Origin of the sequence: Mycolicibacterium celeriflavum (assembly GCF_010731795.1) — a bacterium.
GTDB classification, from domain to species: Bacteria; Actinomycetota; Actinomycetes; order Mycobacteriales; family Mycobacteriaceae; genus Mycobacterium; species Mycobacterium celeriflavum.
The window spans coordinates 3,112,487-3,133,660 of sequence record NZ_AP022591.1; the positions used below are offsets into that span (position 1 = coordinate 3,112,487).

The 21,174-nt window shown below is 66.2% G+C and carries 20 protein-coding genes and 1 pseudogene; 12 read left to right on the top strand and 9 right to left on the bottom strand.

What is annotated here, in order from left to right; all coding sequences use genetic code 11:
• Positions 1 to 7: 7 nt before the first annotated feature.
• Together G6N18_RS15095 and G6N18_RS15100 are read right to left on the bottom strand one after the other, a co-directional pair.
• Entirely contained in the window at positions 8 to 388 is a 381-nt protein-coding gene (locus G6N18_RS15095; RefSeq protein ID WP_083003679.1) for a heme-binding protein, read from the bottom strand.
• Between the two features lie 190 nt (positions 389 to 578).
• Positions 579 to 1,142: a hemophore gene (locus G6N18_RS15100; RefSeq protein WP_083003676.1), complete on the bottom strand. Its 564-nt coding sequence runs from the start codon at positions 1,140 to 1,142 to the stop codon at positions 579 to 581.
• Positions 1,143 to 1,491: 349 nt separating this feature from the next.
• On the opposite strand from G6N18_RS15100, the gene G6N18_RS15105 reads away from it, so the two are divergent.
• Genes G6N18_RS15105 through G6N18_RS15115 form a run of 3 tightly spaced genes read left to right on the top strand, consistent with a single transcriptional unit; the run spans position 1,492 to position 5,351 of the window.
• Positions 1,492 to 4,404 (top strand): MMPL family transporter, encoded by a 2,913-nt coding sequence (locus G6N18_RS15105; RefSeq protein WP_083003673.1) that lies wholly within the window; start codon positions 1,492 to 1,494, stop codon positions 4,402 to 4,404.
• The gene (locus G6N18_RS15110; RefSeq protein WP_083003671.1) at positions 4,401 to 4,925 is read left to right on the top strand and encodes a helix-turn-helix domain-containing protein; all 525 of its coding nucleotides are present in this window, start codon (positions 4,401 to 4,403) and stop codon (positions 4,923 to 4,925) included. Before G6N18_RS15105 ends, G6N18_RS15110 begins: the two co-directional genes overlap by 4 nt.
• Positions 4,926 to 4,955: 30 nt before the next feature.
• A complete protein-coding gene (locus tag G6N18_RS15115; RefSeq protein WP_083003668.1) occupies positions 4,956 to 5,351 on the top strand; it encodes a CoA-binding protein in 396 nt (131 codons plus the stop codon).
• On the opposite strand, the gene G6N18_RS15120 is transcribed toward G6N18_RS15115, so the two are convergent.
• The gene (locus tag G6N18_RS15120) at positions 5,348 to 6,037 is read right to left on the bottom strand and encodes a hypothetical protein (protein ID WP_083003666.1); all 690 of its coding nucleotides are present in this window, start codon (positions 6,035 to 6,037) and stop codon (positions 5,348 to 5,350) included. The two genes, G6N18_RS15115 and G6N18_RS15120, sit on opposite strands and share 4 nt — an antisense overlap.
• Positions 6,034 to 6,624, bottom strand: coding sequence for an Rv1363c family protein (locus G6N18_RS15125; RefSeq protein WP_083003663.1), 591 nt, complete (start codon positions 6,622 to 6,624; stop codon positions 6,034 to 6,036). Before G6N18_RS15125 ends, G6N18_RS15120 begins: the two co-directional genes overlap by 4 nt.
• A 40-nt stretch (positions 6,625 to 6,664) precedes the next feature.
• On the opposite strand from G6N18_RS15125, the gene G6N18_RS15130 reads away from it, so the two are divergent.
• The gene (locus tag G6N18_RS15130; protein WP_083003661.1) at positions 6,665 to 8,644 is read left to right on the top strand and encodes a M13 family metallopeptidase; all 1,980 of its coding nucleotides are present in this window, start codon (positions 6,665 to 6,667) and stop codon (positions 8,642 to 8,644) included.
• A 52-nt stretch (positions 8,645 to 8,696) separates the two neighbouring features.
• On the opposite strand, the gene G6N18_RS15135 is transcribed toward G6N18_RS15130, so the two are convergent.
• The gene (locus tag G6N18_RS15135; RefSeq protein WP_083003659.1) at positions 8,697 to 9,761 is read right to left on the bottom strand and encodes a L,D-transpeptidase; all 1,065 of its coding nucleotides are present in this window, start codon (positions 9,759 to 9,761) and stop codon (positions 8,697 to 8,699) included.
• A gap of 164 nt (positions 9,762 to 9,925) precedes the next feature.
• On the opposite strand from G6N18_RS15135, the gene G6N18_RS15140 reads away from it, so the two are divergent.
• Positions 9,926 to 10,219: an MTH1187 family thiamine-binding protein gene (locus G6N18_RS15140; RefSeq protein WP_067224604.1), complete on the top strand. Its 294-nt coding sequence runs from the start codon at positions 9,926 to 9,928 to the stop codon at positions 10,217 to 10,219.
• Here the strand turns inward: G6N18_RS15140 and ricR are convergent.
• Positions 10,216 to 10,506 carry a copper-sensing transcriptional repressor RicR gene (gene ricR, locus G6N18_RS15145; protein ID WP_067224606.1) on the bottom strand — a complete coding sequence of 97 codons (291 nt, stop codon included), beginning with the start codon at positions 10,504 to 10,506 and terminating at the stop codon, positions 10,216 to 10,218. The genes G6N18_RS15140 and ricR overlap by 4 nt on opposite strands.
• A gap of 1 nt (position 10,507) precedes the next feature.
• On the bottom strand, positions 10,508 to 11,119 hold the full coding sequence (locus G6N18_RS15150; RefSeq protein ID WP_083003656.1) for a DUF305 domain-containing protein: 612 nt from the start codon (positions 11,117 to 11,119) through the stop codon (positions 10,508 to 10,510).
• A 78-nt stretch (positions 11,120 to 11,197) separates the two neighbouring features.
• Between G6N18_RS15150 and ilvD the strand changes: the two genes are divergently transcribed.
• Positions 11,198 to 12,928: a dihydroxy-acid dehydratase gene (ilvD, locus tag G6N18_RS15155; protein WP_067224612.1), complete on the top strand. Its 1,731-nt coding sequence runs from the start codon at positions 11,198 to 11,200 to the stop codon at positions 12,926 to 12,928.
• Between the two features lies 1 nt (position 12,929).
• On the opposite strand, the gene G6N18_RS15160 is transcribed toward ilvD, so the two are convergent.
• Together G6N18_RS15160 and G6N18_RS15165 are read right to left on the bottom strand one after the other, a co-directional pair.
• Entirely contained in the window at positions 12,930 to 13,451 is a 522-nt protein-coding gene (locus G6N18_RS15160) for an MBOE_33420 family protein (protein ID WP_082949418.1), read from the bottom strand.
• 72 nt (positions 13,452 to 13,523) lie between these two features.
• Positions 13,524 to 14,189, bottom strand: a complete 666-nt coding sequence (locus tag G6N18_RS15165) for an O-methyltransferase (RefSeq protein ID WP_083003653.1) — start codon at positions 14,187 to 14,189, stop codon at positions 13,524 to 13,526.
• Positions 14,190 to 14,330: 141 nt separating this feature from the next.
• On the opposite strand from G6N18_RS15165, the gene G6N18_RS15170 reads away from it, so the two are divergent.
• The 6 genes and pseudogenes from G6N18_RS15170 (at position 14,331) to G6N18_RS15190 (ending at position 21,173) form a co-directional block, all read left to right on the top strand.
• Complete coding sequence (locus G6N18_RS15170; protein ID WP_083003650.1) at positions 14,331 to 15,044, top strand: type VII secretion target; 714 nt, start codon at positions 14,331 to 14,333, stop codon at positions 15,042 to 15,044.
• A 218-nt stretch (positions 15,045 to 15,262) separates the two neighbouring features.
• A complete protein-coding gene (locus G6N18_RS15175; RefSeq protein ID WP_234806196.1) occupies positions 15,263 to 16,177 on the top strand; it encodes an ESX-1 system-associated protein in 915 nt (304 codons plus the stop codon).
• Positions 16,178 to 16,181: 4 nt separating this feature from the next.
• Positions 16,182 to 16,514 (top strand): annotated as a pseudogene (locus tag G6N18_RS24955) (WXG100-like domain-containing protein); the annotation flags it as partial.
• Positions 16,515 to 17,300: 786 nt separating this feature from the next.
• Positions 17,301 to 18,389 (top strand): EspK C-terminal domain-containing protein, encoded by a 1,089-nt coding sequence (locus G6N18_RS15180; protein WP_234806195.1) that lies wholly within the window; start codon positions 17,301 to 17,303, stop codon positions 18,387 to 18,389.
• A gap of 67 nt (positions 18,390 to 18,456) precedes the next feature.
• Positions 18,457 to 19,716 (top strand): HNH endonuclease signature motif containing protein, encoded by a 1,260-nt coding sequence (locus G6N18_RS15185; protein WP_083003836.1) that lies wholly within the window; start codon positions 18,457 to 18,459, stop codon positions 19,714 to 19,716.
• A gap of 278 nt (positions 19,717 to 19,994) precedes the next feature.
• Positions 19,995 to 21,173, top strand: coding sequence for a zinc-dependent alcohol dehydrogenase (locus tag G6N18_RS15190; RefSeq protein ID WP_083003644.1), 1,179 nt, complete (start codon positions 19,995 to 19,997; stop codon positions 21,171 to 21,173).
• Position 21,174 lies beyond the last annotated feature (1 nt).

Genomic DNA, 21,174 nt, shown 5'->3' on the forward strand with positions numbered 1-21,174 from the left:
AACAGGGCTAGCTGTCCGCGAGGCCGTCGCCGTTGGTGTCGCCGCAGCGGTTCTTGATGTCAACCAGAGGCTGGCGAATCCCGGTCAACTCGGCCCTCACCTGAGGGTTGGAGTTCAGGTAGTCCTGCACCTTGCCCCGGACCTCGTCGCGCGGCAGGCCCTCGAGGCTGGTGAAGAACCAGTTCACATCCGGATGGCTGAAAAGATACGCGGAAGTCGCTGCCGAGACTCCGGACGCCACTCCGGCGAGATCGGCCGCCGTGCAGTTCGGCGGCGCGGGCTGGGCCGAAGCCGTTGGCATGGCACCGAGGAACATCGCACCGGCGATCGCGCCGGTGCCGACCGCGCCAGCTACCGCACGTCGCGCACTACGGGCCGAGAGAACCATGGTTGAGCTCCTTCATCGGAAGTGGAGTGGCCGTAACCTGGGCGGTTACTGACGAAGACCAGCTAGGACCAACGCTGAAAAGCTAAGCAGAATGTCGGCAGACTTTCTCGCCTTGCAGTCAACCAATCCTGAAAAACTCCGAATCCGCAGCTCAGTTGACCCGTTGCGGGGTGCTGCGCGCCGGCTCGGGTCAGGGCAGACCGGCGACGGCCGATCCCGGCGTGGACGCGGTGCCCTGCGAGACCGGCGCCGCCGCGGGCATGTGTGCCGTGGGAACCGCGCCGGGAAGGCCCGCGTTCTGGGCGGCGGGCGTCTGTGCCGGCAAACTCGCCTGCAGGCCGCCACCCTGCTGCGCGGCCTGCAACAGACCCGCCACCTGAGGCAGCGTGAACGGCAGTTTGCACTTGCCGGACAGGCTCGCCAGCGGCTGCTGCAACTGCTGCATGTCCTCGGCCACTTCCGGGTTGGCATCGAAGTACGTCTTCACCTCGGCCAGGGACTGCGGCCCCGCCTGCTGCTTGCTGATCGTCGTCAGAGCCTGGTTCGTCTGCGGGTGCTCTTCGAGATACTCGCCGGTCGACGTGGCCACTTCACCGATCGTCCTGGCAAGCTCGCTGGCCGCGCACGGGTCCTGCGCGGCGGTCGCCGACGGTGTCGCCGGCGTCACGAGCGCGGCCACCACGGCACCGCCGGCGGCGGAGGCAGCAAGAACACCGAAAAGCCCTCGACGCATCACCCCGGTGGTCGTTTTCATGGACAACTCCTTACGATTTGCGGACGGTGTCCACATTTCGAACAACCCGCAAACACTCTCGCGATGGACGGCAATCAGTCCCCGACGCCGAAAACGGCCGCCTAACATCCTGCCATCCGGCCCGCTGCGCCCGCCAATTCCGCGGGCAGGACGCGCGGGGCGTCCCAGCTGACGAACCATCGCGGTAACGGCCCGCGATCCGTTCGCGAGAAGTGGATTAGAGCAGCTCGAGGCGTTGCTGGCAGATTGCTCGGGGACCACTGAAGGACGCGGCACCTTACCGCACACTGTTGTACGCTTCGGCTACGAAACGCCGGGGAGAAAGCGGGGGTTTCCAATCCAGCAGTTCATGATGCGCTTGAGTGGCAACCTGCGCAGATATCGCTGGGCGGTGTTCGCCGTATGGCTGCTTCTCCTGGCCCCGGCGATCTGGCTCGCGCTCAACCAGTCCAGCCACCTCACGGGTGGCGGCTTCGAGGTCGAGGGTTCGCAGTCGCTGCGGGTTCAGCGGCAACTAGAAGAGCATTTCCCCGATCAGGGCGCCTCCCCCCTGGCTCTGGTCGCCGCGCCGCGCGCCGACGCCTCGTTCGAGGACATGAACGCGGCCGTCGCCCACCTCGAACGCCTCGCCGCCGAGGTGCCCAGCGTCAAGGTCGTGCCCAATCGGCAACAGCCGCCGCCCCAACCCGATCGCCCGTACGTCATCACTCTGCAGCTGGACTTCAACAACACCGGCGCGGTCGACGTCGCCAAACGACTGCGCCAAAAGGTCGGCATCGACGGCGAGGATCCCGGCGAGTTCCGCGACGGCAAGGTCAAGCTGTACGTCATCGGCCAGGGCGCGCTGGGCGCGGCGGCCACCCAGGCCACCAAACACGACATCGCCCAGGCCGAGCGGTGGAACCTTCCGATCGTCCTGATCGTCCTGCTCGCGGTGTTCGGGTCGCTGGCGGCGGCGGCCGTGCCACTGGTGCTCGGCGTCTGCACGGTCGCGGTGACCATGGGCATCGTCTATCTGGTGTCGATGGTCACGTCGATGTCGGTGTTCGTGACGTCGACCGTGTCGATGTTCGGCATCGCGCTGGCCATCGACTACTCGCTGTTCATCCTCATGCGGTTCCGTGAGGAACTGCGCGCCGGCCGCGACCCGGAACAGGCCGCCGACGCCGCGATGGCAACGTCCGGCCTGGCGGTGGTGCTGTCCGGGGTGACCGTGATCGCCTCGGTGACCGGGATCTACCTGATCCAGACTCCGGTGCTGGTGTCGATGGCGACCGGCGCCATCCTCGCCGTCTCGGTGGCGGTGCTCACCTCCACCACCCTCACGCCTGCTGTGCTGGCGACGTTCGGCCGGGCGGCGGCCAAACGCTCGTCGTATCTGCACTGGTCGAGGCGATCGGAAAGCACCCAGTCGCGGTTCTGGACCCGGTGGACCGGGTGGGTGATGCGCCGACCGTGGCTGTCGGCGCTGGCCGCCGCGGCGCTGCTGGTGGCGCTGGCCGCGCCGGCGTTCTCGATGATGCTCGGCAACAGCATGCAGCGTCAGTTCGAGCCGACCCACGAGATCCGCGGCGGGGTCAACGCGGCGGCCGAGGCGCTAGGCCCCGGTGCGCTCGGCCCGGTTCGGGTGTTGGTGACGTTCCCGGAGGGCGACGCCGCGTCGGCGCCGGCCAAGGAACCGATGCTCGACGCGCTCCGCCAGCGCATCGCACAGGGCCCCAACGTGGTTTCGGTCAGCCCGCCCTCGTTCGGCGAGGACGGCCGGCAGGCGTTGCTGTCGGCGGTGCTGTCGGTCGACCCCGAGGACATGGGTGCGCGCGAGACGGTCGACTGGATGCGTGCCGAATTGCCGAAGGCTTCCGGCGTGGAGAACGTGCAGGTCGACGTCGGCGGCCCGACGGCGTTGATCAAGGACTTCGACGACCGGGTGTCTGCCACTCAGCCGCTGGTGTTCGTCTTCGTGGCGTTGATCGCGTTCCTCATGCTGCTCATCGCGATCCGGTCGGTGGTGCTGGCGATCAAGGGCGTCCTGATGACCGTGTTGTCGGTGGCGGCCGCCTACGGCAGCCTCGTCGTCGTGTTCCAGTGGGGGTGGCTGGAGGACCTGGGCTTCGAGCAGATCTCGTCGCTGGACAGCACCATTCCTCCCCTGGTGCTGGCGATGACGTTCGGCCTGTCCATGGATTACGAGATCTTCCTGTTGACCCGCATCCGGGAACGGTTCCTGCTGACGCGCAACACCCGCGACGCGGTGGCCTACGGCGTGAGCACCAGCGCCAGAACGATCACCAGCGCGGCGCTGATCATGATCGCGGTGTTCATCGGTTTCGCGTTCGCGGGTATGCCGCTGGTGGCGCAGTTGGGCGTGGCGTGTGCGGTGGCGATCGCGGTCGATGCGACCGTGGTGCGGCTGGTCCTGGTGCCCGCGCTGATGGCGATGTTCGACGAGTGGAACTGGTGGCTGCCGCGCTGGCTGGTTCGCATCCTGCCGTCGGTGGACTTCGAGAAGCCGCTGCCCAAGGTGGACACCCCCGACTTGATCATCATCCCCGACGATCTGTCGTCGCTGGGCCCGACCGGCTCCGAGCTGCGCATGGTTGTCAAGTCGGCGGCCAAGTTGAAAACTCTTGTGCCGCAAGCTGTCACGGTCACCGATCCGCTGGCCTTCAGTGGCTGCGGCGCGGCCGGCCCCGCCACGAAGATGCGCAGCGCCGAGCGGCTCAACGGCGGCCACCGCAACAGCCGAAACGGCGGCGGCACCGCACTGGCCACCGCCGCGCCGCCAGTACATCCGGTGACGATGTGGGGCGGCCGATTGTCGGTCGCCCTCGACGCGCTGGCGACCGCGTCGGACTGCGAGGGTGCGCCGATGGAGCGGCGCAGTCCGATGGAGACCACCAATGTCCAGCTGCCGACCGGTGACCGGCTGCAGATCCCGACGGGCGCGGAGACGTTGCGGCTCAAGAGCTACCTGCTCATGTGCCGGAACACCACCCGCGACTACGCGGAATTCGTTGATCTCGTCGAGTGCATGGAGACGCACACCGCGGCAGAAGTGCTGACCGCGATGGACCGGTACTACTGTGGTCGGCAGTCGAGGAAACAATGGGTGGCGACCCAGCTGGTGCGCCGACTGGCCGACCCGACGCCTTCCGACGAGCACGACACCCGGATGTCGGGCCCCGAGGCGGAGGCGGAGTGGGCCAAGGTCAGAGAGCGTTGCCTGTCGGTTGCGGTCGCGATGCTGGAGGAGGCGAGGTGACGGTGACTCCCGACATCCGGGATACCCGCCGCCGCGGGGGTGTCCCCCCCGAACAGCGCCCGGCACCGCCCGCGCCGAAGCCGACGGCCGACGAGCGGCCCGTCGAGTTCTGGCCTACCTCTGCGATCCGCGCGGCGCTGGAGACCGACGACCTCGCCGTCTGGCAGCGCATCGTCGCGGCGATCAAGCGGGATCCGTTCGGCCGTACCGCCCGCCAGGTCGAGGAGGTCCTCGAGACGGCGCGGCCGTACGGAGTGTCCAAGGCCCTCGCCGAGGTCCTCACCCGGACCCGCGAACACCTGGAAGCCAACGAGCGCCAGGAGGTGGCCCGCCACATCCGCGCGCTACTGGAGCACTCCGGGCTCGGCCCGCAGGAATTCGCGTCGCGAATCGGGGTGCACGCCGCCGACTTCGCGGCCTTCGTCAGCGGCAAGACCAGCCCATCGGCGGCGTTGATGGTGCGCATGAAGCGGCTGTCCGAACGGTTCGCCCGGATGCGGTCGAACCGGCCCGACAGCTGACGCCGGTCGGTCGCTGGGTATACGCCGGGAATGGACCTCGAGGAGATTCTGCGGGAAACCCGCACGGTGGCGATCGTCGGCGCATCGCCCAATCCCGACCGCGCCAGCCATGAGATCTGGACGTACCTCAAGGCGGCCAGCGATTACGAGTTGTACCTGGTGAATCCGACGGTCGACGAGATCGAGGGCACACCGGTCTATCCGTCGTTGGCAGACCTTCCCGTCGCGCCCGATCTCGTGGACGTGTTCCGCCGCCGCGAACACCTGCCCGGCGTCCTCGCCGACACCGTCGCGGTCGGCGCCAAGGTGCTGTGGCTACAACTTGGCCTGTGGGACGAGCAAGTCGCCCGCGACGGCGCCGCCGCGGGGTTGCGGGTCGTGATGGACCGCTGCATCAAGGTCGATCACGCCCGCCTTCTCGGTTAGCGGGAGTGGATCGGCGACACGTCGTCGACCATCCAGCGGCCGTCTTTTTTCGACAGCGCGACCCGCAACGCCAGCACTGCGGTGTCGGTCGGCTTGCCCGGCGAGTTCTGCGTGGCGTGCAGGATCACCGCGACGCTGGCGACGTTCGGCCCGATCGCCTCGATGCCCGCGGACACGGTGCTCGCCTGCGCGGATACGTTTCGGCTCGTCAAATCCTCTGCCACCGAGGAGAATTCGTTCTTGAACGCTTCGGCTCGTTCCGGCGACATCATCGCCGCCGCCCGGTCGATCGACGCCGTGGGGCTCTGCGGGGTGAACGTCGCCGACGCTTCGGCGACACTGCTGGCGATGCCCACCACCTCAGTGCTGTCGTTGCGCAGCGTGCGGTCGGGCACCGTCCATTCCAGGTAGCCGACCAGCACCGCGGCCGCCAGCGCCCCCGTCGCGATCGCGGTCACTCCCAGTCGTAGCCCCGGACCGTCGTCGTCGGTGCCGACGGTCACCGCATCGCGGCGCGCCAACACTCCGTTGACCACGACGCCCTCGACGATCAGCAGGCACAGCACCGAGCACACCGCAACCCACCACAGCGGCCAGGCCAGCGCGATGCCGATGTACACCAGCGCCGCTATCGCGGCAAGCGGAGCGGCGACGTCGAATGCGGCGACCCGCCAGGCGTTCCTCATCGGATCGGCTCCAACCGCGAGATCATCAGCTTGCCGTCCACGTCGGACACGTCCAGCCGCAATGTCCAACGCACGGTCTGCGGCTTCTGCTCACCGGCGTTCTCGCTGATCGATGTCGCGACCACCAGAACGGTGTCGGTGCGCGACGCGAACTCCGTCACCGCGGGCTGGGAGTTCGGCGGTCGCGCCCCGTCGGGTCCGGGCTGCGGATGGCGGAGCGACTCGACGGCCACCGAGTCGATCTGACCGGTGGTCTGCGTCTGCAGTTTCTGCACGAGTTCGCGATAGGGCTCGACCGCCGCGTCGAAGTCGGCGTTGAGCTGGCCGACGGTGTTCTCGTGCAGCTTGACCAGGTCGGACTCCACGGTGTCCTTGTTCATGTTGATCAGCACGCTGGTCCAGTCGGCCGCGGCCTGCATGACGCGGGCCCGATACCTCAGTTCGTCGGTGTCGGCACGGTGCTGCACCCAGATCAGCGCAGCCAGCGCCACCGCGATGACTGCGATCACCCCCAGCACCGCCGACGCGATGCCGAAGCTGGTGAAGACGGGACCGTCTTCGGCTGCGGTGGGCTGGTCATCGGGCATGCGCGTGAGGGTACCGGCAAGGCTCTGGCACCCTGGTGGGGTGACTGTAGAAGCAATCCGATCGGGCATCGACCTGAGCCACGTCGACACCCAGGCCCGCCCCCAAGACGACCTCTTCGGCCACGTCAACGGCCGGTGGTTGACCGAGTACGAGATGCCCGGCGACCGTGCCACCGACGGTGCGTTCCGATCTCTGTACGACCGCGCCGAGGAGCACGTCCGCGACCTGATCACCACGGCGGCGGCATCGGGTGCCGCGTCGGGCACCGACGAACAGCGCATCGGCGACCTGTACGCCAGCTTCATGGACGAGCGGACCGTCGCCGCGCGCGGTGTGCAACCGCTGCTGGAGGAGTTGGCTGCGATCGACGCTGCCGACAGCCCCGAGGCGCTGGCCCGGGTGCTGGGTGCGTTGCAGCGCACCGGCATCGGCGGCGGCACCGGCGTCTACGTCGACACCGACTCCAAAAACTCCACGCGGTACCTGCTTCACTTCAACCAGTCCGGTCTGGGACTGCCGGACGAGTCCTACTACCGCGATGAGCAGCACGCCGAGATTCTCGCCGCCTATCCGCAGCACATCGCGGCGATGTTCGGGTTGGTCTACGGCGAGGGCGATCACGACGAGACCGCGGCAGGCATCGTCGCGCTGGAGACCAAGCTGGCCGCCGCGCACTGGGACGTCGTCAAGCGTCGCGACGCCGACCTCACCTACAACCTGCGCGCCTTCGCCGACCTGCCCGCCGAAGCGCCCGGATTCGACTGGACCGGTTGGATCGCCGAGCTGGGCACGTCTCCGGAGGCGGCAGCGGAAGTCGTTGTCCGCCAACCTGATTACCTCACCGCATTCGCGGCGGCGTGGTCAGGCGAGGATCTAGAGGACTGGAAACGCTGGCTGCGGTGGCGGGTCATTCACGCCCGCGCGTTCCTGCTGACCGACGACCTGATCGCCGAGGACTTCGCGTTCTACGGCCGTCGACTGTCGGGCACCGAGCAGATCCGCGACCGGTGGAAGCGCGCGGTGTCGGTGGTGGAAAACCTGATGGGCGACGCGGTCGGCAAGCTCTACGTCGAGCGGCATTTCCCGCCACGCGCCAAGGCGCGGATGGACGAACTCGTCGCCAACATCCGCGAGGCGTACCGCGTCAGCATCAATTCGTTGGACTGGATGACGCCGGCCACGCGGGAGAAGGCGTTGGCCAAGCTCGACAAGTTCACGCCGAAGATCGGTTATCCCGTGAAGTGGCGCGACTATTCGGATTTGGTGATCGAGCGCGACGATCTTTACGGGAACTACCGGCGCGGCTACGCCTTCGAGTACGACCGCGAGATGGCCAAGCTCGGCGGACCCGTCGACCGCGACGAGTGGTTCATGACGCCGCAGACCGTGAATGCCTACTACAACCCCGGCATGAACGAGATCGTCTTCCCCGCAGCGATTCTGCAGCCGCCGTTCTTCGACGCCGACGCCGACGACGCCGCGAACTACGGCGGCATAGGCGCGGTGATCGGCCACGAGATCGGGCACGGCTTCGACGATCAGGGCGCCAAGTACGACGGCGACGGCAACTTGGTCGACTGGTGGACCGACGAGGACCGCACCGAGTTCGGGGCCCGCACAAAGAAGTTGATCGAGCAGTACGAAGAGTACGTGCCGCGTGCGTTGAGCAACGGGCACCACGTGAACGGCGCGTTCACCGTTGGGGAGAACATCGGCGACCTCGGTGGGCTGTCGATCGCCCTGCTGGCCTACCGGCTGTCACTCGGTGGCCGCGAGGCGCCCGTCATCGACGGATTGACGGGCGAACAACGGGTTTTCTATGGCTGGGCTCAGGTGTGGCGGGCGAAATCCCGTGACGCCGAGGCCATCCGACGACTCGCGATCGACCCGCATTCACCGCCGGAGTTCCGGTGCAACGGCGTCATCCGCAACATGGACGCGTTCTACGAGGCGTTCGGCGTGACCGAAGGCGACGCGCTCTACCTAGAACCCGAACGGCGCGTACGCATCTGGAACTAGGGATTTCGGTGCGCTACCAGTCGCGCAGCGATCAGTAGCGCACCGAAACCGCTCAGAACATCTGCCAGTCCGACGCGCCGTCGGGCTTGTTGTAGGAGCCGGTGGAGTTCTTGATGACAACCGCATCACCGCTGCCGAAATTGTCGAAGAACCACTTCGCGTTGGCTGGACTGAGGTTGATGCAGCCGTGGCTGACGTTTTCCTCGCCCTGCGAGCCCACCGACCACGGCGCGCTGTGCACGAACGTGCCGAGGTTGTCGATGCGGACTGCGTCCTTCACCTTCAGCTTGTAGCCGTCGGGCGAATCCACCGGCACACCGTAGGTGGACGAATCCATCACGATCTCCGGGAACTTCTCCAGCACGTAGTAGGTGCCGTTGGGGGTGTCATGGCCCTTCTTGCCCATCGACACCGGGAAGGTCTCCACTAGCTCGCCGTTGCGGTGGACCTCCATCTGCAACGACTTGTTGTCGATGGTCGCGACGAGTTGCTCGGGCACCGTGAAGCTCGACTTGGTGCCGGACGCGTCGATGTTCACCACGGTGCCCGCGGGCCAGAAGTCCTGCGGACGCCACCGCACCTGGGTGTCGGTGGTCCAGTAGAAGCGGCCAGGCACCGGCGGGTTCGACGAGATGTGGATGGCTTGTTCGGCCAATGCACGGTTGGCGATCGGCCGTTGGAAGTTGATGTAGATCGGCTTGGCAGCGCCGACGATCGAGCCGTCGGTCGGATTGAATGACGGCGGTGCGAACACCGGCGCCCCGACATAGGGCGTGGGGTTCTGCCCGGCGGGGGTGCCCTCCGGGATCGGATGCTGCTGAGCCAGCGGATCGGGGGGCCCGAAGAACGGGTTCGATGACGGCGGCGGCGGCGGAGCCTCGGCCGGCGGGGCGGGCGGGGCCGGCGCGGGGGCCGCCAACGGATTCGCAGGCGGTGGCGGCGGTACTCCCGGTGGCGGCGGTGGCGGGGCTGGCGCTACTGCCGGGTTGACGGGCGCCGGCGGCGGCGGCGGAACACCAGGTTGAGCCAGGGCTGACGGGCTGCTGAGCACCATCCCGCCGACGAAACCCGCCGCCAGGATGGCAGTGAGCACTCGGCTGCGCTTTGGCCTGCGCATACATAACCTCCCAGTCGCAGAACTCCAACCAGTGTGGCATAGCGCGCGGAGCGCCGACCGCCGTGCGGGCCGCCCCGAAACCTGGGCAGCGCTCAATCCACACCCTTGACCTGCATTGTTCATCGTCGTCGGACTCCCAGTGTTACCGGTGGCAGGCTGGTCGAATGATTGTGGCCTTCAGTGTGAGCCCGATGGGCGCAGATGAGAGTGTCGGCGACGCCGTTGCCGAAGCGGTGAAGGTGGTCCGCTCGTCGGGACTGCCGAACGAAACCAACGCGATGTTCACCAACCTCGAGGGCGACTGGGACGAGGTGATGGATGTGGTGAAGCGGGCCGTCGACGCAGTCGCCGCAGCATCGCCCCGGGTGAGCCTCGTCCTCAAAGCCGACATCCGCCCCGGCCACACCGATCAGCTCACGGCGAAGGTCAGGCGCATCGACGACGCGCTGGGCGGCTAGGACCGCACCAGGCGCGCGATGGCCGCCGACGCCTCGGCCAGCTTCACGTCGGCCTCCTCACCGCCCTCCGCCACGGCTTGGGACACGCAGTGCCCGAGGTGTTCGTCCAGCAGTCCGAGCGCGACCGACTGCAGCGCGCTGTTGACCGCACTGATCTGGGTGAGCACGTCGATGCAGTACTTGTCGTCCTCGATCATCTTCGCGATACCGCGGACCTGGCCCTCGATGCGACGCAGCCGCTTGGCGTAGTTTTCCTTCTGTTCTGAATAACCATGTACTGCAGTCATTTCAGCCCTTCAACATTCGGTTCATCTGGTCGATCTCGGCCTGCTGGGTGTCGACCATCGTCTGCGCCAGGCGCTTGGCGTCGACGTTCTCACCGTTCGCAAGCTCTGCTTGGGCCATCTCGATCGCCCCCTGGTGGTGGCCGATCATCGACTGGAGCCACAGCGTGTCGAACTCGGGACCGGACAGAGACTTGAGTTTGGCCATGGTGGCGTCGTCGACCATGCCCTGCATCGCGCCATGCCCGCCGTGTCCACCGTGCCCGGTGTCGGAGTCGGGGTTTTCGTTCCACTGCACGAGCAGCACCTCCATCGCCCGGATCTCGGGCGCCTGCGCGGCGGAGATCTGCTCGGCGAGGGCTTTCACCTCCGGATTCGTGGAGCGCTCGGGCACCAACGCCGAGAGCTCGACGGCCTGCTTGTGGTGCGGGATCATGTTCGTCGCGAAGGCGACGTCGTCGGCGTTGAAGCCGGCCGGTTCCCCGCTGATCACGGGCTCTTCGGGCTGCTGGTGTTCGGTGTGACCGTCGGAAGCGGGACTGCTGCAGGATGCCAGCAGCAGCGCGGCGGCGAGGGCGGTCAGGACAGTGGTGAGGCGAGCGATCAACGACGTCATGACCCCAGACTACCGCATACCCCGCCGGGGTATAGATATTGGTTTGGCCGGGTGAAACGCCGAAGGCATACTTGTTTGATGCCCTCACAGACTCCGGACCCCGAAGCCGGCCGTCGGGCGGAGCCCGACATCAAGCCCCGCAGTCGCGACGTCACCGACGGACTCGAGAAGGCCGCCGCCCGCGGGATGTTGCGCGCGGTAGGCATGGAGGACGCCGACTTCGCCAAGCCGCAGATCGGTGTCGGGTCGTCGTGGAACGAGATCACGCCGTGCAACCTTTCGCTCGACCGTCTCGCCAAGGCGGTCAAAGACGGCGTGCACGCGGCCGGCGGGTTCCCGATGGAGTTCGGCACCATCTCGGTGTCCGACGGCATATCGATGGGCCACGAAGGCATGCACTTCTCGCTGGTGTCGCGTGAGGTCATCGCCGACAGCGTCGAGACGGTGATGATGGCCGAGCGGCTGGACGGCTCGGTGCTGCTGGCGGGGTGCGACAAGTCGCTGCCCGGCATGCTGATGGCCGCCGCACGCCTCGACCTCGCCAGCGTGTTCCTCTACGCCGGGTCGATTCTGCCGGGCAAGGCCAAGCTGTCCGACGGCACCGAAATGGACGTGACGATCATCGACGCGTTCGAGGCGGTCGGCGCGTGCGCGCGCGGCCTGATGTCCCGGGCGGACGTCGATGCCATCGAGCGCGCGATCTGTCCCGGCGAAGGCGCCTGTGGCGGCATGTACACCGCGAACACGATGGCCTCGGCCGCCGAAGCGCTCGGCATGTCGCTGCCCGGTTCGGCTGCGCCGCCGGCCACGGATCGCCGACGTGACGGGTTCGCCCGCCGCAGCGGCGCGGCGGTCGTCGATCTTCTGCGTCGCGGTATCACCGCGCGCGACATCATGACCAAGGAGGCGTTCGAGAACGCGATCGCCGTCGTGATGGCGTTCGGCGGGTCGACCAACGCGGTGCTGCATCTGCTGGCGATCGCCTACGAGGCGAACGTCAAGTTGACCCTCGACGATTTCACGCGGATCGGGCAGAAGGTGCCGCACCTCGCCGACGTCAAGCCGTTCGGCAAGCATGTGATGTTCGACGTCGACCGCATCGGCGGCGTGCCGGTGGTCATGAAAGCCTTGCTGGATGCTGGTCTCCTGCATGGGGATTGCCTGACGGTCACCGGTCAGACGATGGCCGAGAATCTCGCGCACATCGCGCCACCCGACCCGGACGGCAAAGTGCTGCGCGCCCTGTCCGATCCGATCCACCCAACCGGCGGCATCACGATCCTGCACGGTTCGCTGGCCCCCGAAGGGGCGGTGGTCAAGTCGGCGGGCTTCGATTCGGATGTGTTCGAAGGCACCGCAAGGGTTTTCGAGCGCGAGCGCGCCGCGCTGGACGCGTTGGAAGACGGCACGATCCAAGCCGGCGACGTCGTCGTGATCCGCTACGAGGGGCCCAAGGGCGGTCCCGGGATGCGCGAGATGCTGGCGATCACCGGCGCCATCAAGGGCGCCGGGCTCGGCAAGGATGTGCTGCTGATGACCGACGGGCGATTCTCCGGCGGCACCACCGGGCTGTGCGTCGGACATGTGGCACCCGAAGCCGTCGACGCCGGCCCCATCGCGTTCCTGCGCGACGGCGACCGTATCCGCCTCGACGTCGGCAACGGCACGTTGGATGTGCTGGTCGACCCAAAGGAATTCGAGGCGCGCAAGGCCGGCTTCGAGCCGTTGCCTCCGGTGTACACGACGGGTGTCCTGGCGAAGTACACCAAGCTGGTGCACTCGGCGGCGGTCGGCGCGGTCTGCAACTAGATCAGCTGGGCGGCGGCGGGTCGATGGGCGTCAGCCTGATCGGCACCCAATGCGTGCCTGGGCCTTCACCGGGGCAACCGGCTCCTTTGGTGACGAGAGTCCGCTCGCCGAAGAAGCTGCCGTCAGGGTTGGGGATGAGGTAGTCCGACCGTAGGGCCTGCACGGCGCTGCTGGGATCGTTCCGATCGCAGAAGTACGGATACTCGCCGCTGGTTTCCCAACGGTCGTTATTCCATCTGTACTCGTAAACCAAGGGGGCACCCGGATTACGGGCGTGGTCGTCCTTGTTGTCCCAACGCACGACACAACCGTTCAAATCGCAGTGGGTGGTGAACGGGACAGGCACGGTTATCGGATTCATCGGCGTCGGCATACCGTTGAACGTCTGCTTCGAGAAGTCGATAAACACGTCGTAGAACCCGTACAGCGGCGGTGGTTCAACGCGATCCGCGTGGGCCACTGGCGACAGGACCAGCGCGGTGCAGCCCGTGAACACGGCGATCGAGAAAGCCTTTGACGACACGAGAACCTCCTCCGTCGCGAGCCCCCGACAGCCGGAGAGCCCTTCGGGCTCTGGATAACACAATTCCGTGGGCTACGCGGTGATACGAGCGACGGCGAAGCCGTCCCAACCTTTGGTGCCGACGGTTTGGATCGCGGCGGACTCCAATTGCGGGTGGTTGCCCATCATCTCGAGCATCTCGCGGACGGCTTGTGCTTGGCGATCGTCGGGGGCCGGGTCGAGAACGCGTCCGAAGCGAGCAATGTTGTCCACCACGATGATCGAGCCCGGGTTACCCAGCTTGATAGCCCACTCGACATAGGCGACGTTGTTCTCTTTGTCGGCGTCGATGAAAGTGAGGTCGAAGGTGTCCCCGCGCTCGGCGAGGGTGGGCAGGGTGTCGAGTGCCGCTCCGACGATGATCTCGATGCGGTCTTGCACGCCCGCCCGGATGAAGTTCTCCCGCGCGATCGCGGCGTGCTTGGGTTCGAATTCGAGGGTGACGACGTGACCGTCGGGTCCGACGCCGCGGGCGAGGTTGATGGTGCTGTAGCCGGCAAGTGTGCCGATCTCCAATACACGGGTGGCCGACGACAGGGTGGTCAGCAAGTAGAGGAGCTTGCCGTGTTGCGCGGAAACCTCGATGGCGGGCATCCCGGCCGCGTCGGCGGATTCACGGGTTTCCCGAAGTGCGTCGTCTTCCGTGCGAAGGATGCGGTTGAACAGGTCGTCGAGCGCCTTCGGATCGGGTTCGGCCACAGGGCAACGCTAGTCCAGCGGGTCGCTTTTGCATGGTAGGGGCGTCAAACTGCTGACGAGGCTGATATTGCTGGTCCGGTAGCATTTGCTCCGTGATGCCGGAGGGGACTCGCCCAACGCTGAGCATGGTGCGGGGTGACGATGACTGAAGTCCTGCGGGTCGATACGGGCTTGGTGCGCGAAGCGGGTGGACGGTTGCGGGGAATCGCCGCCGACATCCCCGAGCCGCCGACTGTGTACAGGCCGACGGGAGCCGACGCGTTGTCCGCGGCGATTGCGGCGAAGGTGGCCGAGGTCGTGGATCCGGTGCTCGCACAGATGCCGGTCACCAAGGAAGAGTTGACCAAGTACGCGGTGAACGTGGTCAACGCCGCGAACACATACGACGCGGTAGACAGCCAACTCGCCGAGGAGATTCTCAAGCGCCTCGAATTGCTCGACGAGGCCGCGCGTACGGGCGGCGACGGTGCCTCAGGGGGTGGCGTTTCGGGTGCAGCGCTAGGCGCAACAGGCGTTGCTCCGGGCGGGGCCATGCCAGCGGCTTCGCCAGTCCAAGGTGTGGCGCAACAGCCGATGCAGGTGCCGCAGCAGGCGGCGCAGGCACCGATACAGATGGCCGGCATGGCCGGGGCGATTCCGCAAGCAATGACGCAGGGCACGCAACAGGCAATGCAGCAGGCCGGTCAGTTGTCGGACGCGGTCCGCACGGGCGACGAGGAGGCCACGCCCGAAACGACTTCCGGCCCTGTGCGGGATGAGGCAGAACCGGCCGATCGTGCAGAGCGTGTGCCGGATGGTGCGCTCGCACCGAGCCCGATGCGTTCCGCTGAGGGGGGACCGGAGATCACCCTGTGAGCTATCCGCCGCCACCAGGAGGTCCGCCGCCAGGAGGCCCGCCGCCAGGGGATTATGGGCCCCCGCAAGGGAATCCGGGCCAATGGGGTCCGCCGCATCAGCCGCCGTGGCCGCAGCAGCAGTGGTCGCCGGGCCCACCTCCGAAGAAGCGGGGCAATGGCTGGAAGTGGGCGCTTGCCGGAGTAGCTCTCCTGGCTGTCATCGGAGTGACTGCAGCAGTGACGATTTCGGTGACTTCAGATGAGGGGGACGACGGAGACCCGACACCATCGGGCGAGACCTATGGCCTAGCAAGCGCTGACGATAGGGGCCCAGCCAACATCATCACCGAGGACCCGACTTGCGCTGCCTGGACACCGATCAATAACACTCTCGTTGAAATTGAGAAGAAGGGCTGGGATAAGCGAGATATCGCTATCCCTGCATCAGCTTGGGCGCCCGACCTGCGACAGCAGTACGAGGAGGTTCGCCGGGCGATGCTGGCCGCGGCGGACCAAACGGTCACGTTAGCGAAGCTGACCACCCACCGTGTCTTGCGTGAGCTGTACGAACAATTCATCGCATACGCGCGAGCGTATTCTGCAGCGGTCCCGACGTATGTGCCCTCGGACAATCATCTGGTCGGCACGGTGGCGGCTACCTCTATCGCACTCGTTCATATCTGCACCGCAATCGACAACGGCTCAGCCGACGCGAGGTCTCCGTTGGTGCCAAAGCCGAACCCGCCGAAGAGATTTTCTTCCCTGATGGATCCAGCGAATCCGAAGAAGTTCATGCCTGAGCCGGATCCGACCTGCCATGAGTGGGACCGCCTCCTGAACGATTTCGCTTCGAGCACACGCGAATGGCAGGCGTTGAATGCTGCAACCCCGGCAAGCGGCTGGACACCCGAGGAACGCGCGACAGTCGACGCAGTAGTTCCTGTAATGGCTAAGTTCGCTGACGATGTTGAGGAGCTTGGACGGCGTAGCGATAATCCGTACATTCAAGATTTCGCAAGTTTGGCTGCGCAGTATCGCCGGGCATACGCGGCCGCGCTTCCCAGCTATACCCCGGCTGATTCATATCTATCTGGCGCTTCAGCCAACGCTGGCTCGGCAATCTTCGAGGCTTGCAAAGCGTCTGGAGCCTAAGGGGATGGGTATAGGCAGACCGCCCGATCCATACGATTTGACCGCTCCCCCCGCGTGGCCTGAAGTTGACGAGGACGTACTTCGAACTTCTGCCGATGCGTTCGAAACCATTTCGAACTCTGTTGCTTCCGTGCTCGAATTGGCGAAACAAGAGCGCGCACAATTGTTCAACGGAGCCGGCATTTGGTCGGGTGCTGCCGGGAGCGCTGCCAACCAGGCGCTACATGAACGAATCTCTAGCATGGAAACGTTAACAAGAAATCTGGACCATGCCGCCAAGCTTTTTCACGACAGCTTCACAGCGACAATCACCGCGAAGAATCAAATAGCGAGCAACGTAGAGATTGCCAACAAGATCCTCGACTGGGTAAGGACCCATCCCGACATACCCGATGATGCGAAGAGGACTTTCCTTTTGGAGGGCGTTGCCGCCGCTCGCAACGAGAACCTGTCGGTGGTCGCAATGGCTGCCATCAGCATCTCCGGTGTTTCGGCAGAAGTTCATGCTGATCCTCAACTTCCAGAGGGCGATGTTGCAGTGTTCGGGCCTCAAGAAGAGGCCAACACGGACGTAAGTCCCGTCAGTAACATCGTCTCTCCCAGCAAAAGCGGAACTGGCGAGCTAGGGAACGCGGGCGCGACGCCGCATAATCCGCCGATTGAAGCCAATGGTGACGTTGAGCCCGCTAGAAGCGGAACCGGTGAAGAAACCGACGCTTTCGGCGAGTCGAATTCAACGCCTACACTGCCCGGTCAACACGTCGACCCCTCTCGAGGGGGAGTCGGTGAGGAGGCCAGTTCGCCTGCACCTGCGATACCCGCTGCGCCCCTAGCCCCTTCGGCCGGACCTGGCATAGCTGGCGCCCCTGGCGGTTCCGGCGCATCGGCACCTCCACGCATTAGCGTCCCAGCGACTCCTCTATCGTCCGGTACCTCTGCGCCGTCGACACCATCCGCTCCCTCGACACCATCGACTTCTACCACGCCAAGCACACCCAGCACCATGAATCATGCTGCGGCGGCACCGAATCAACCGCAGGTGACCGACCTTCAGCGGTCATTTGCCGAGGCGGCAACCCGAGCTGCGCAAGCGCCTATTCCGCCGCTTCAACCATCCGCTCCGATGCCCGCCGGGCAACCAGCTGCTCCTCCCCCACTTTCCGACGCACCCGCAGCAACGCAGCCCAGCCAAGCCCCGTCTGCCGCCGCCTCGACGACCAGTGGCGGCCCGGCACCCGTCGCGCCGCCGCCAACCGCGGCCGCCCCAGCTCCGGCGCCGCCCGTCCAACTCGGTCCGCCCGCGACACCTCCACCCGCGGCACCTGTCGCCCCCGCCGTTCCGGCTGGCCCTGGCATTCCCCCGGCCGCCGCAGCCGCGGGTTCGGGAACCGTCGGCGCCCCTGCGCCCGTTCCGGTTTCGGCTGCCCGCGCCCAACGCGAGGCGGTCGCCGCAGCCACCCTACGGAGGTCCGGCAGCGATCCCGCCCAGTTGGCCCACCGTATCGCCGCAGCCCTCAACGTCGGCAACACCGACATGGGCTTCTTCTGGGTCACCGGGCTGGCGAAAGACGGAACCATCGTCGTCGCCAACAATTACGGTCTCGGCTACATCCCCGAAGGCGTGAACCTGCCCGAACGGGTCACGATGGCCACCGCCGACGAGAGCATCCCTGCCAATGTTCGTGGCAGCTGGACGACGTATCCCATTCTCGCACTTCATGGTTGGTCGCAGCAACACAACACCGACCTGCGCGCCGTTATCGCCACCGAAGACCAGTTCAAAGGATTCGATGCGGGCGCACCGAAGATCGTCCTGCGCCCCGACGACATTCCCGAGAACGGGCGGATGGAAGGCCGCCACCGACTCCAAGTCATATCACCAGAGGCAGCAACAAAATTGGCGGCCATCGCCCCCAGCGGACTCACCGAGGTACTTCCCCCGCCACCCGCCGACGCCACCCCACCCGATGACAACCGCGCGCTGCTGTGGTTCGAGGTCTTCCGTCCCTTGCTCAGCAATACCCCGGAGCGCAGTCAAGTCCAATTGCAGCATTTCGTCACCTATGCCGACCACGCCCAGGAACTCGCGCTGCACAAGGCGCACACCGCGACAGAAGTCGCCGACCAGCGTGCCGCGATCGCCGACTGGATCTACTGGCAGCACCTCAGCGTGCTGAACTCCGAGGCGATCACCACCAACGCCACCGTCTGACACGGGGGCACACCTTCGCGCCATCGGCTGGCCCGGATTTGTCATACCCCGCTGCGATGATGTGGTCATGGTTTCGTTCGCTCCTTCCGGCGTGGAGGTGGATTTGAGCCGCCTCGAGCGTCTGGAGGTGTTGTTCGAAGAGTTGGCGGAGTTGGCGGGTCAGCGCAATGCCATTGATGGGCGCATCGTGGAGATCGTCGCCGAGCTCGAGCAAGACCGGTTGTGGGGGATCACTGGGACGCGCTCGGTCAAGGCGCTGGTGGCTTGGAAGCTGGGCATGTCCGAGGCGACGGCCAAGACGGTCGCCGCGATCGCGCATCGGTTCCAGGAATTCCCTGTTTGTACCCAGGGTCTACGGGAGGGCCGGTTGTCGCTGGATCAGGTCGGCATCATCGCCAAGCGAGGGGGCAGAGGTTCTGATGAGCACTACGCGCAGCTGGCGTCGGTGGCCACGGTCAACCAGTTGCGCACCGCGATCCGCCTCGAGCCGCGCCCCGAGCCCGACCCCGTACCTGAGCCTGAGCCGGCGCGTTCGATCAGCAAGCACACCGACGAGCAGTTCAATTATTACCGGATCAAGCTGCCCCACACCGATGGGGCGGTGTTCGACGCGGCGTTGCAGTCGCATCTAGACGCGTTGATCACCGAATACAAACGTGAGCACGACGCCACCGGTCCGGTATGTGAGCAGCAGCCCCCGTTCCCGGACACCGCGGATGCGTTTATGCGGTTGGTCGAAGCCGGGTGGGACGCCGAGGTCGCGCGGCGCCCGCACGGGCAGCACACCACCGTGGTGGTGCATCTGGATGTCAAGGACCGTGTCGCCGGGCTGCATCTGGGTCCGCTGCTGTCGGATGCTGATCGCCAATACCTGTTGTGTGATGCCACGTGTGAGGCCTGGTTCGAACGCGACGGCCAGCTCATCGGCGCCGGGCGCACGACGCGCCAGATCAGCCGCCGGCTGCGCCGCGCGCTCGAGCACCGCGACCGCACCTGCGTGGTTCCCGGCTGCGAGGCCACCCGCGGTCTGCATGCGCACCACATCGTGCATTGGGAAGACGGCGGCGCGACCGAGTTGGACAACCTGGTGCTGGTGTGTCCCTATCACCATCGGCTGCATCATCGCGGCGGCATCACCATCACCGGACCCGCACGCGACCTGACCGTCACCGATCCCACCGGCCGACCGCTGGCAGACGCATCACTGGCCCGGCCCCCGACCCAACCTCCACCGGCGGTCCCACCATGTCGCGGACCGATCGGTGAACGCGCCGACTGGTGGTGGTACGACCCCTTCGAACCACAACCACCACCCTCCACCAACTGAACCGGCCACCGCGGCCGACCCCAACACCACGTCAAGTCTCAAACCCTTTGATGCTCAAAAGGATTCACCAGCAGCCGGCGCATGGTCGGACCGGCCCAGTGCGTAGGTCGCGGCGTGTAGACCGCCGCGCGCCGGACCGCGCGGCGACCGAGCCCCGGACCGCGCGGCAACCGCGCGCGCCGTCCGGAACTCCGAAGCGATCGCAACACCTCAGTACCCGCAGGATTAGACACCCTCCGCAGTGGGCACGCCTTCATCCAGATAATCAGGAGGCACCCATGCGAGCAGTGACGTGGCAGGGCCGACGGAAGGTGTCCGTCGACAACGTGCCCGACCCGGCGATCAAGGAACCGACCGACGCGATCATCCGGGTCACCAGCACCAACATCTGTGGCTCGGACTTGCATCTCTACGAGGTGCTCGGCGCCTTCATGACTCCCGGCGACATCCTCGGCCACGAAGCGATGGGCATCGTGGAGGAAGTCGGGCGCGAGGTCGACGGTCTGCAACCCGGCGACCGCGTCGTGATCCCGTTCAACATCTCCTGCGGGCACTGCTTCATGTGCGACCACGGGCTGCAGAGCCAGTGCGAGACCACGCAGAACCGCGACCAAGGCACCGGTGCCGCATTGTTCGGTTACTCCAAGCTCTACGGCGAAGTCGCCGGCGGGCAGGCGGAATACCTGCGCGTCCCGCAGGCCCAGTACACCCACATCAAAGTGCCCGAAGACGGGCCCGACGACCGCTACGTCTACCTCTCCGACGTGCTGCCCACCGCCTGGCAGGCCGTCGAGTACGCAGCCGTGCCCGACGGCGGCACGCTCGTCGTCCTCGGCCTGGGACCGATCGGCTCGATGGCGTGCCGTATCGCGGCGCATCGCAAGGGCTGCAAGGTGATCGGCGTCGATCTGGTCGACGAACGGATCTCACGCGCCCGCGCCTATTGCGACGAGCTCATCGACCTCCGAACCGACAACGCCGACGAGGTCGTCAAGAGCCAGACCGACGGCCGCGGCGCCGACTCCGTCATCGACGCCGTCGGAATGGAAGCCCACGGTTCACCCGTCGCCGAAACCATGCAGACCGCAAGCGGATTCTTGCCCTCGCCGATCGGGCGCGTCGTGATGAAGAATGCCGGCGTCGACCGGCTCGCTGCCCTGAATTCCGCCATCTCCCTGGTCCGCCGTGGCGGCACCATCTCTCTTTCCGGCGTCTACGGCGGCGCCGCGGATCCGATCAACATGATGACGTTGTTCGACAAGCAGATTCAGCTGCGGATGGGCCAGGCCAACGTCAAGAAGTGGGTGCCCGACATCATGCCGCTGCTGACCGCCGAGGACCCATTGCGCCTCGAGCAGTTCGCGACCCACCGGCTCCCCCTCGATGCCGCACCCGAGGCTTATGAGACCTTCCAGAAAAAGGAGGACGGCATGGTGAAGGTGGTCCTCAAGCCGTGAG

Excerpts from the sequence above, each read along its gene's own strand:
- G6N18_RS15095 (WP_083003679.1), bottom strand. The coding sequence starts at position 388 with ATGGTTCTCTCGGCCCGTAGTGCGCGACGTGCGGTAGCTGGCGCGGTC.
- G6N18_RS15100 (WP_083003676.1), bottom strand. The coding sequence starts at position 1,142 with ATGAAAACGACCACCGGGGTGATGCGTCGAGGGCTTTTCGGTGTTCTT.
- G6N18_RS15105 (WP_083003673.1), top strand. The coding sequence starts at position 1,492 with ATGATGCGCTTGAGTGGCAACCTGCGCAGATATCGCTGGGCGGTGTTC.
- G6N18_RS15115 (WP_083003668.1), top strand. The coding sequence starts at position 4,956 with ATGGACCTCGAGGAGATTCTGCGGGAAACCCGCACGGTGGCGATCGTC.
- G6N18_RS15120 (WP_083003666.1), bottom strand. The coding sequence starts at position 6,037 with ATGAGGAACGCCTGGCGGGTCGCCGCATTCGACGTCGCCGCTCCGCTT.
- G6N18_RS15125 (WP_083003663.1), bottom strand. The coding sequence starts at position 6,624 with ATGCCCGATGACCAGCCCACCGCAGCCGAAGACGGTCCCGTCTTCACC.
- G6N18_RS15135 (WP_083003659.1), bottom strand. The coding sequence starts at position 9,761 with ATGCGCAGGCCAAAGCGCAGCCGAGTGCTCACTGCCATCCTGGCGGCG.
- G6N18_RS15140 (WP_067224604.1), top strand. The coding sequence starts at position 9,926 with ATGATTGTGGCCTTCAGTGTGAGCCCGATGGGCGCAGATGAGAGTGTC.
- ricR (WP_067224606.1), bottom strand. The coding sequence starts at position 10,506 with ATGACTGCAGTACATGGTTATTCAGAACAGAAGGAAAACTACGCCAAG.
- G6N18_RS15150 (WP_083003656.1), bottom strand. The coding sequence starts at position 11,119 with ATGACGTCGTTGATCGCTCGCCTCACCACTGTCCTGACCGCCCTCGCC.
- ilvD (WP_067224612.1), top strand. The coding sequence starts at position 11,198 with ATGCCCTCACAGACTCCGGACCCCGAAGCCGGCCGTCGGGCGGAGCCC.
- G6N18_RS15170 (WP_083003650.1), top strand. The coding sequence starts at position 14,331 with ATGACTGAAGTCCTGCGGGTCGATACGGGCTTGGTGCGCGAAGCGGGT.
- G6N18_RS15180 (WP_234806195.1), top strand. The coding sequence starts at position 17,301 with ATGCCCGCCGGGCAACCAGCTGCTCCTCCCCCACTTTCCGACGCACCC.
- G6N18_RS15185 (WP_083003836.1), top strand. The coding sequence starts at position 18,457 with ATGGTTTCGTTCGCTCCTTCCGGCGTGGAGGTGGATTTGAGCCGCCTC.
- G6N18_RS15190 (WP_083003644.1), top strand. The coding sequence starts at position 19,995 with ATGCGAGCAGTGACGTGGCAGGGCCGACGGAAGGTGTCCGTCGACAAC.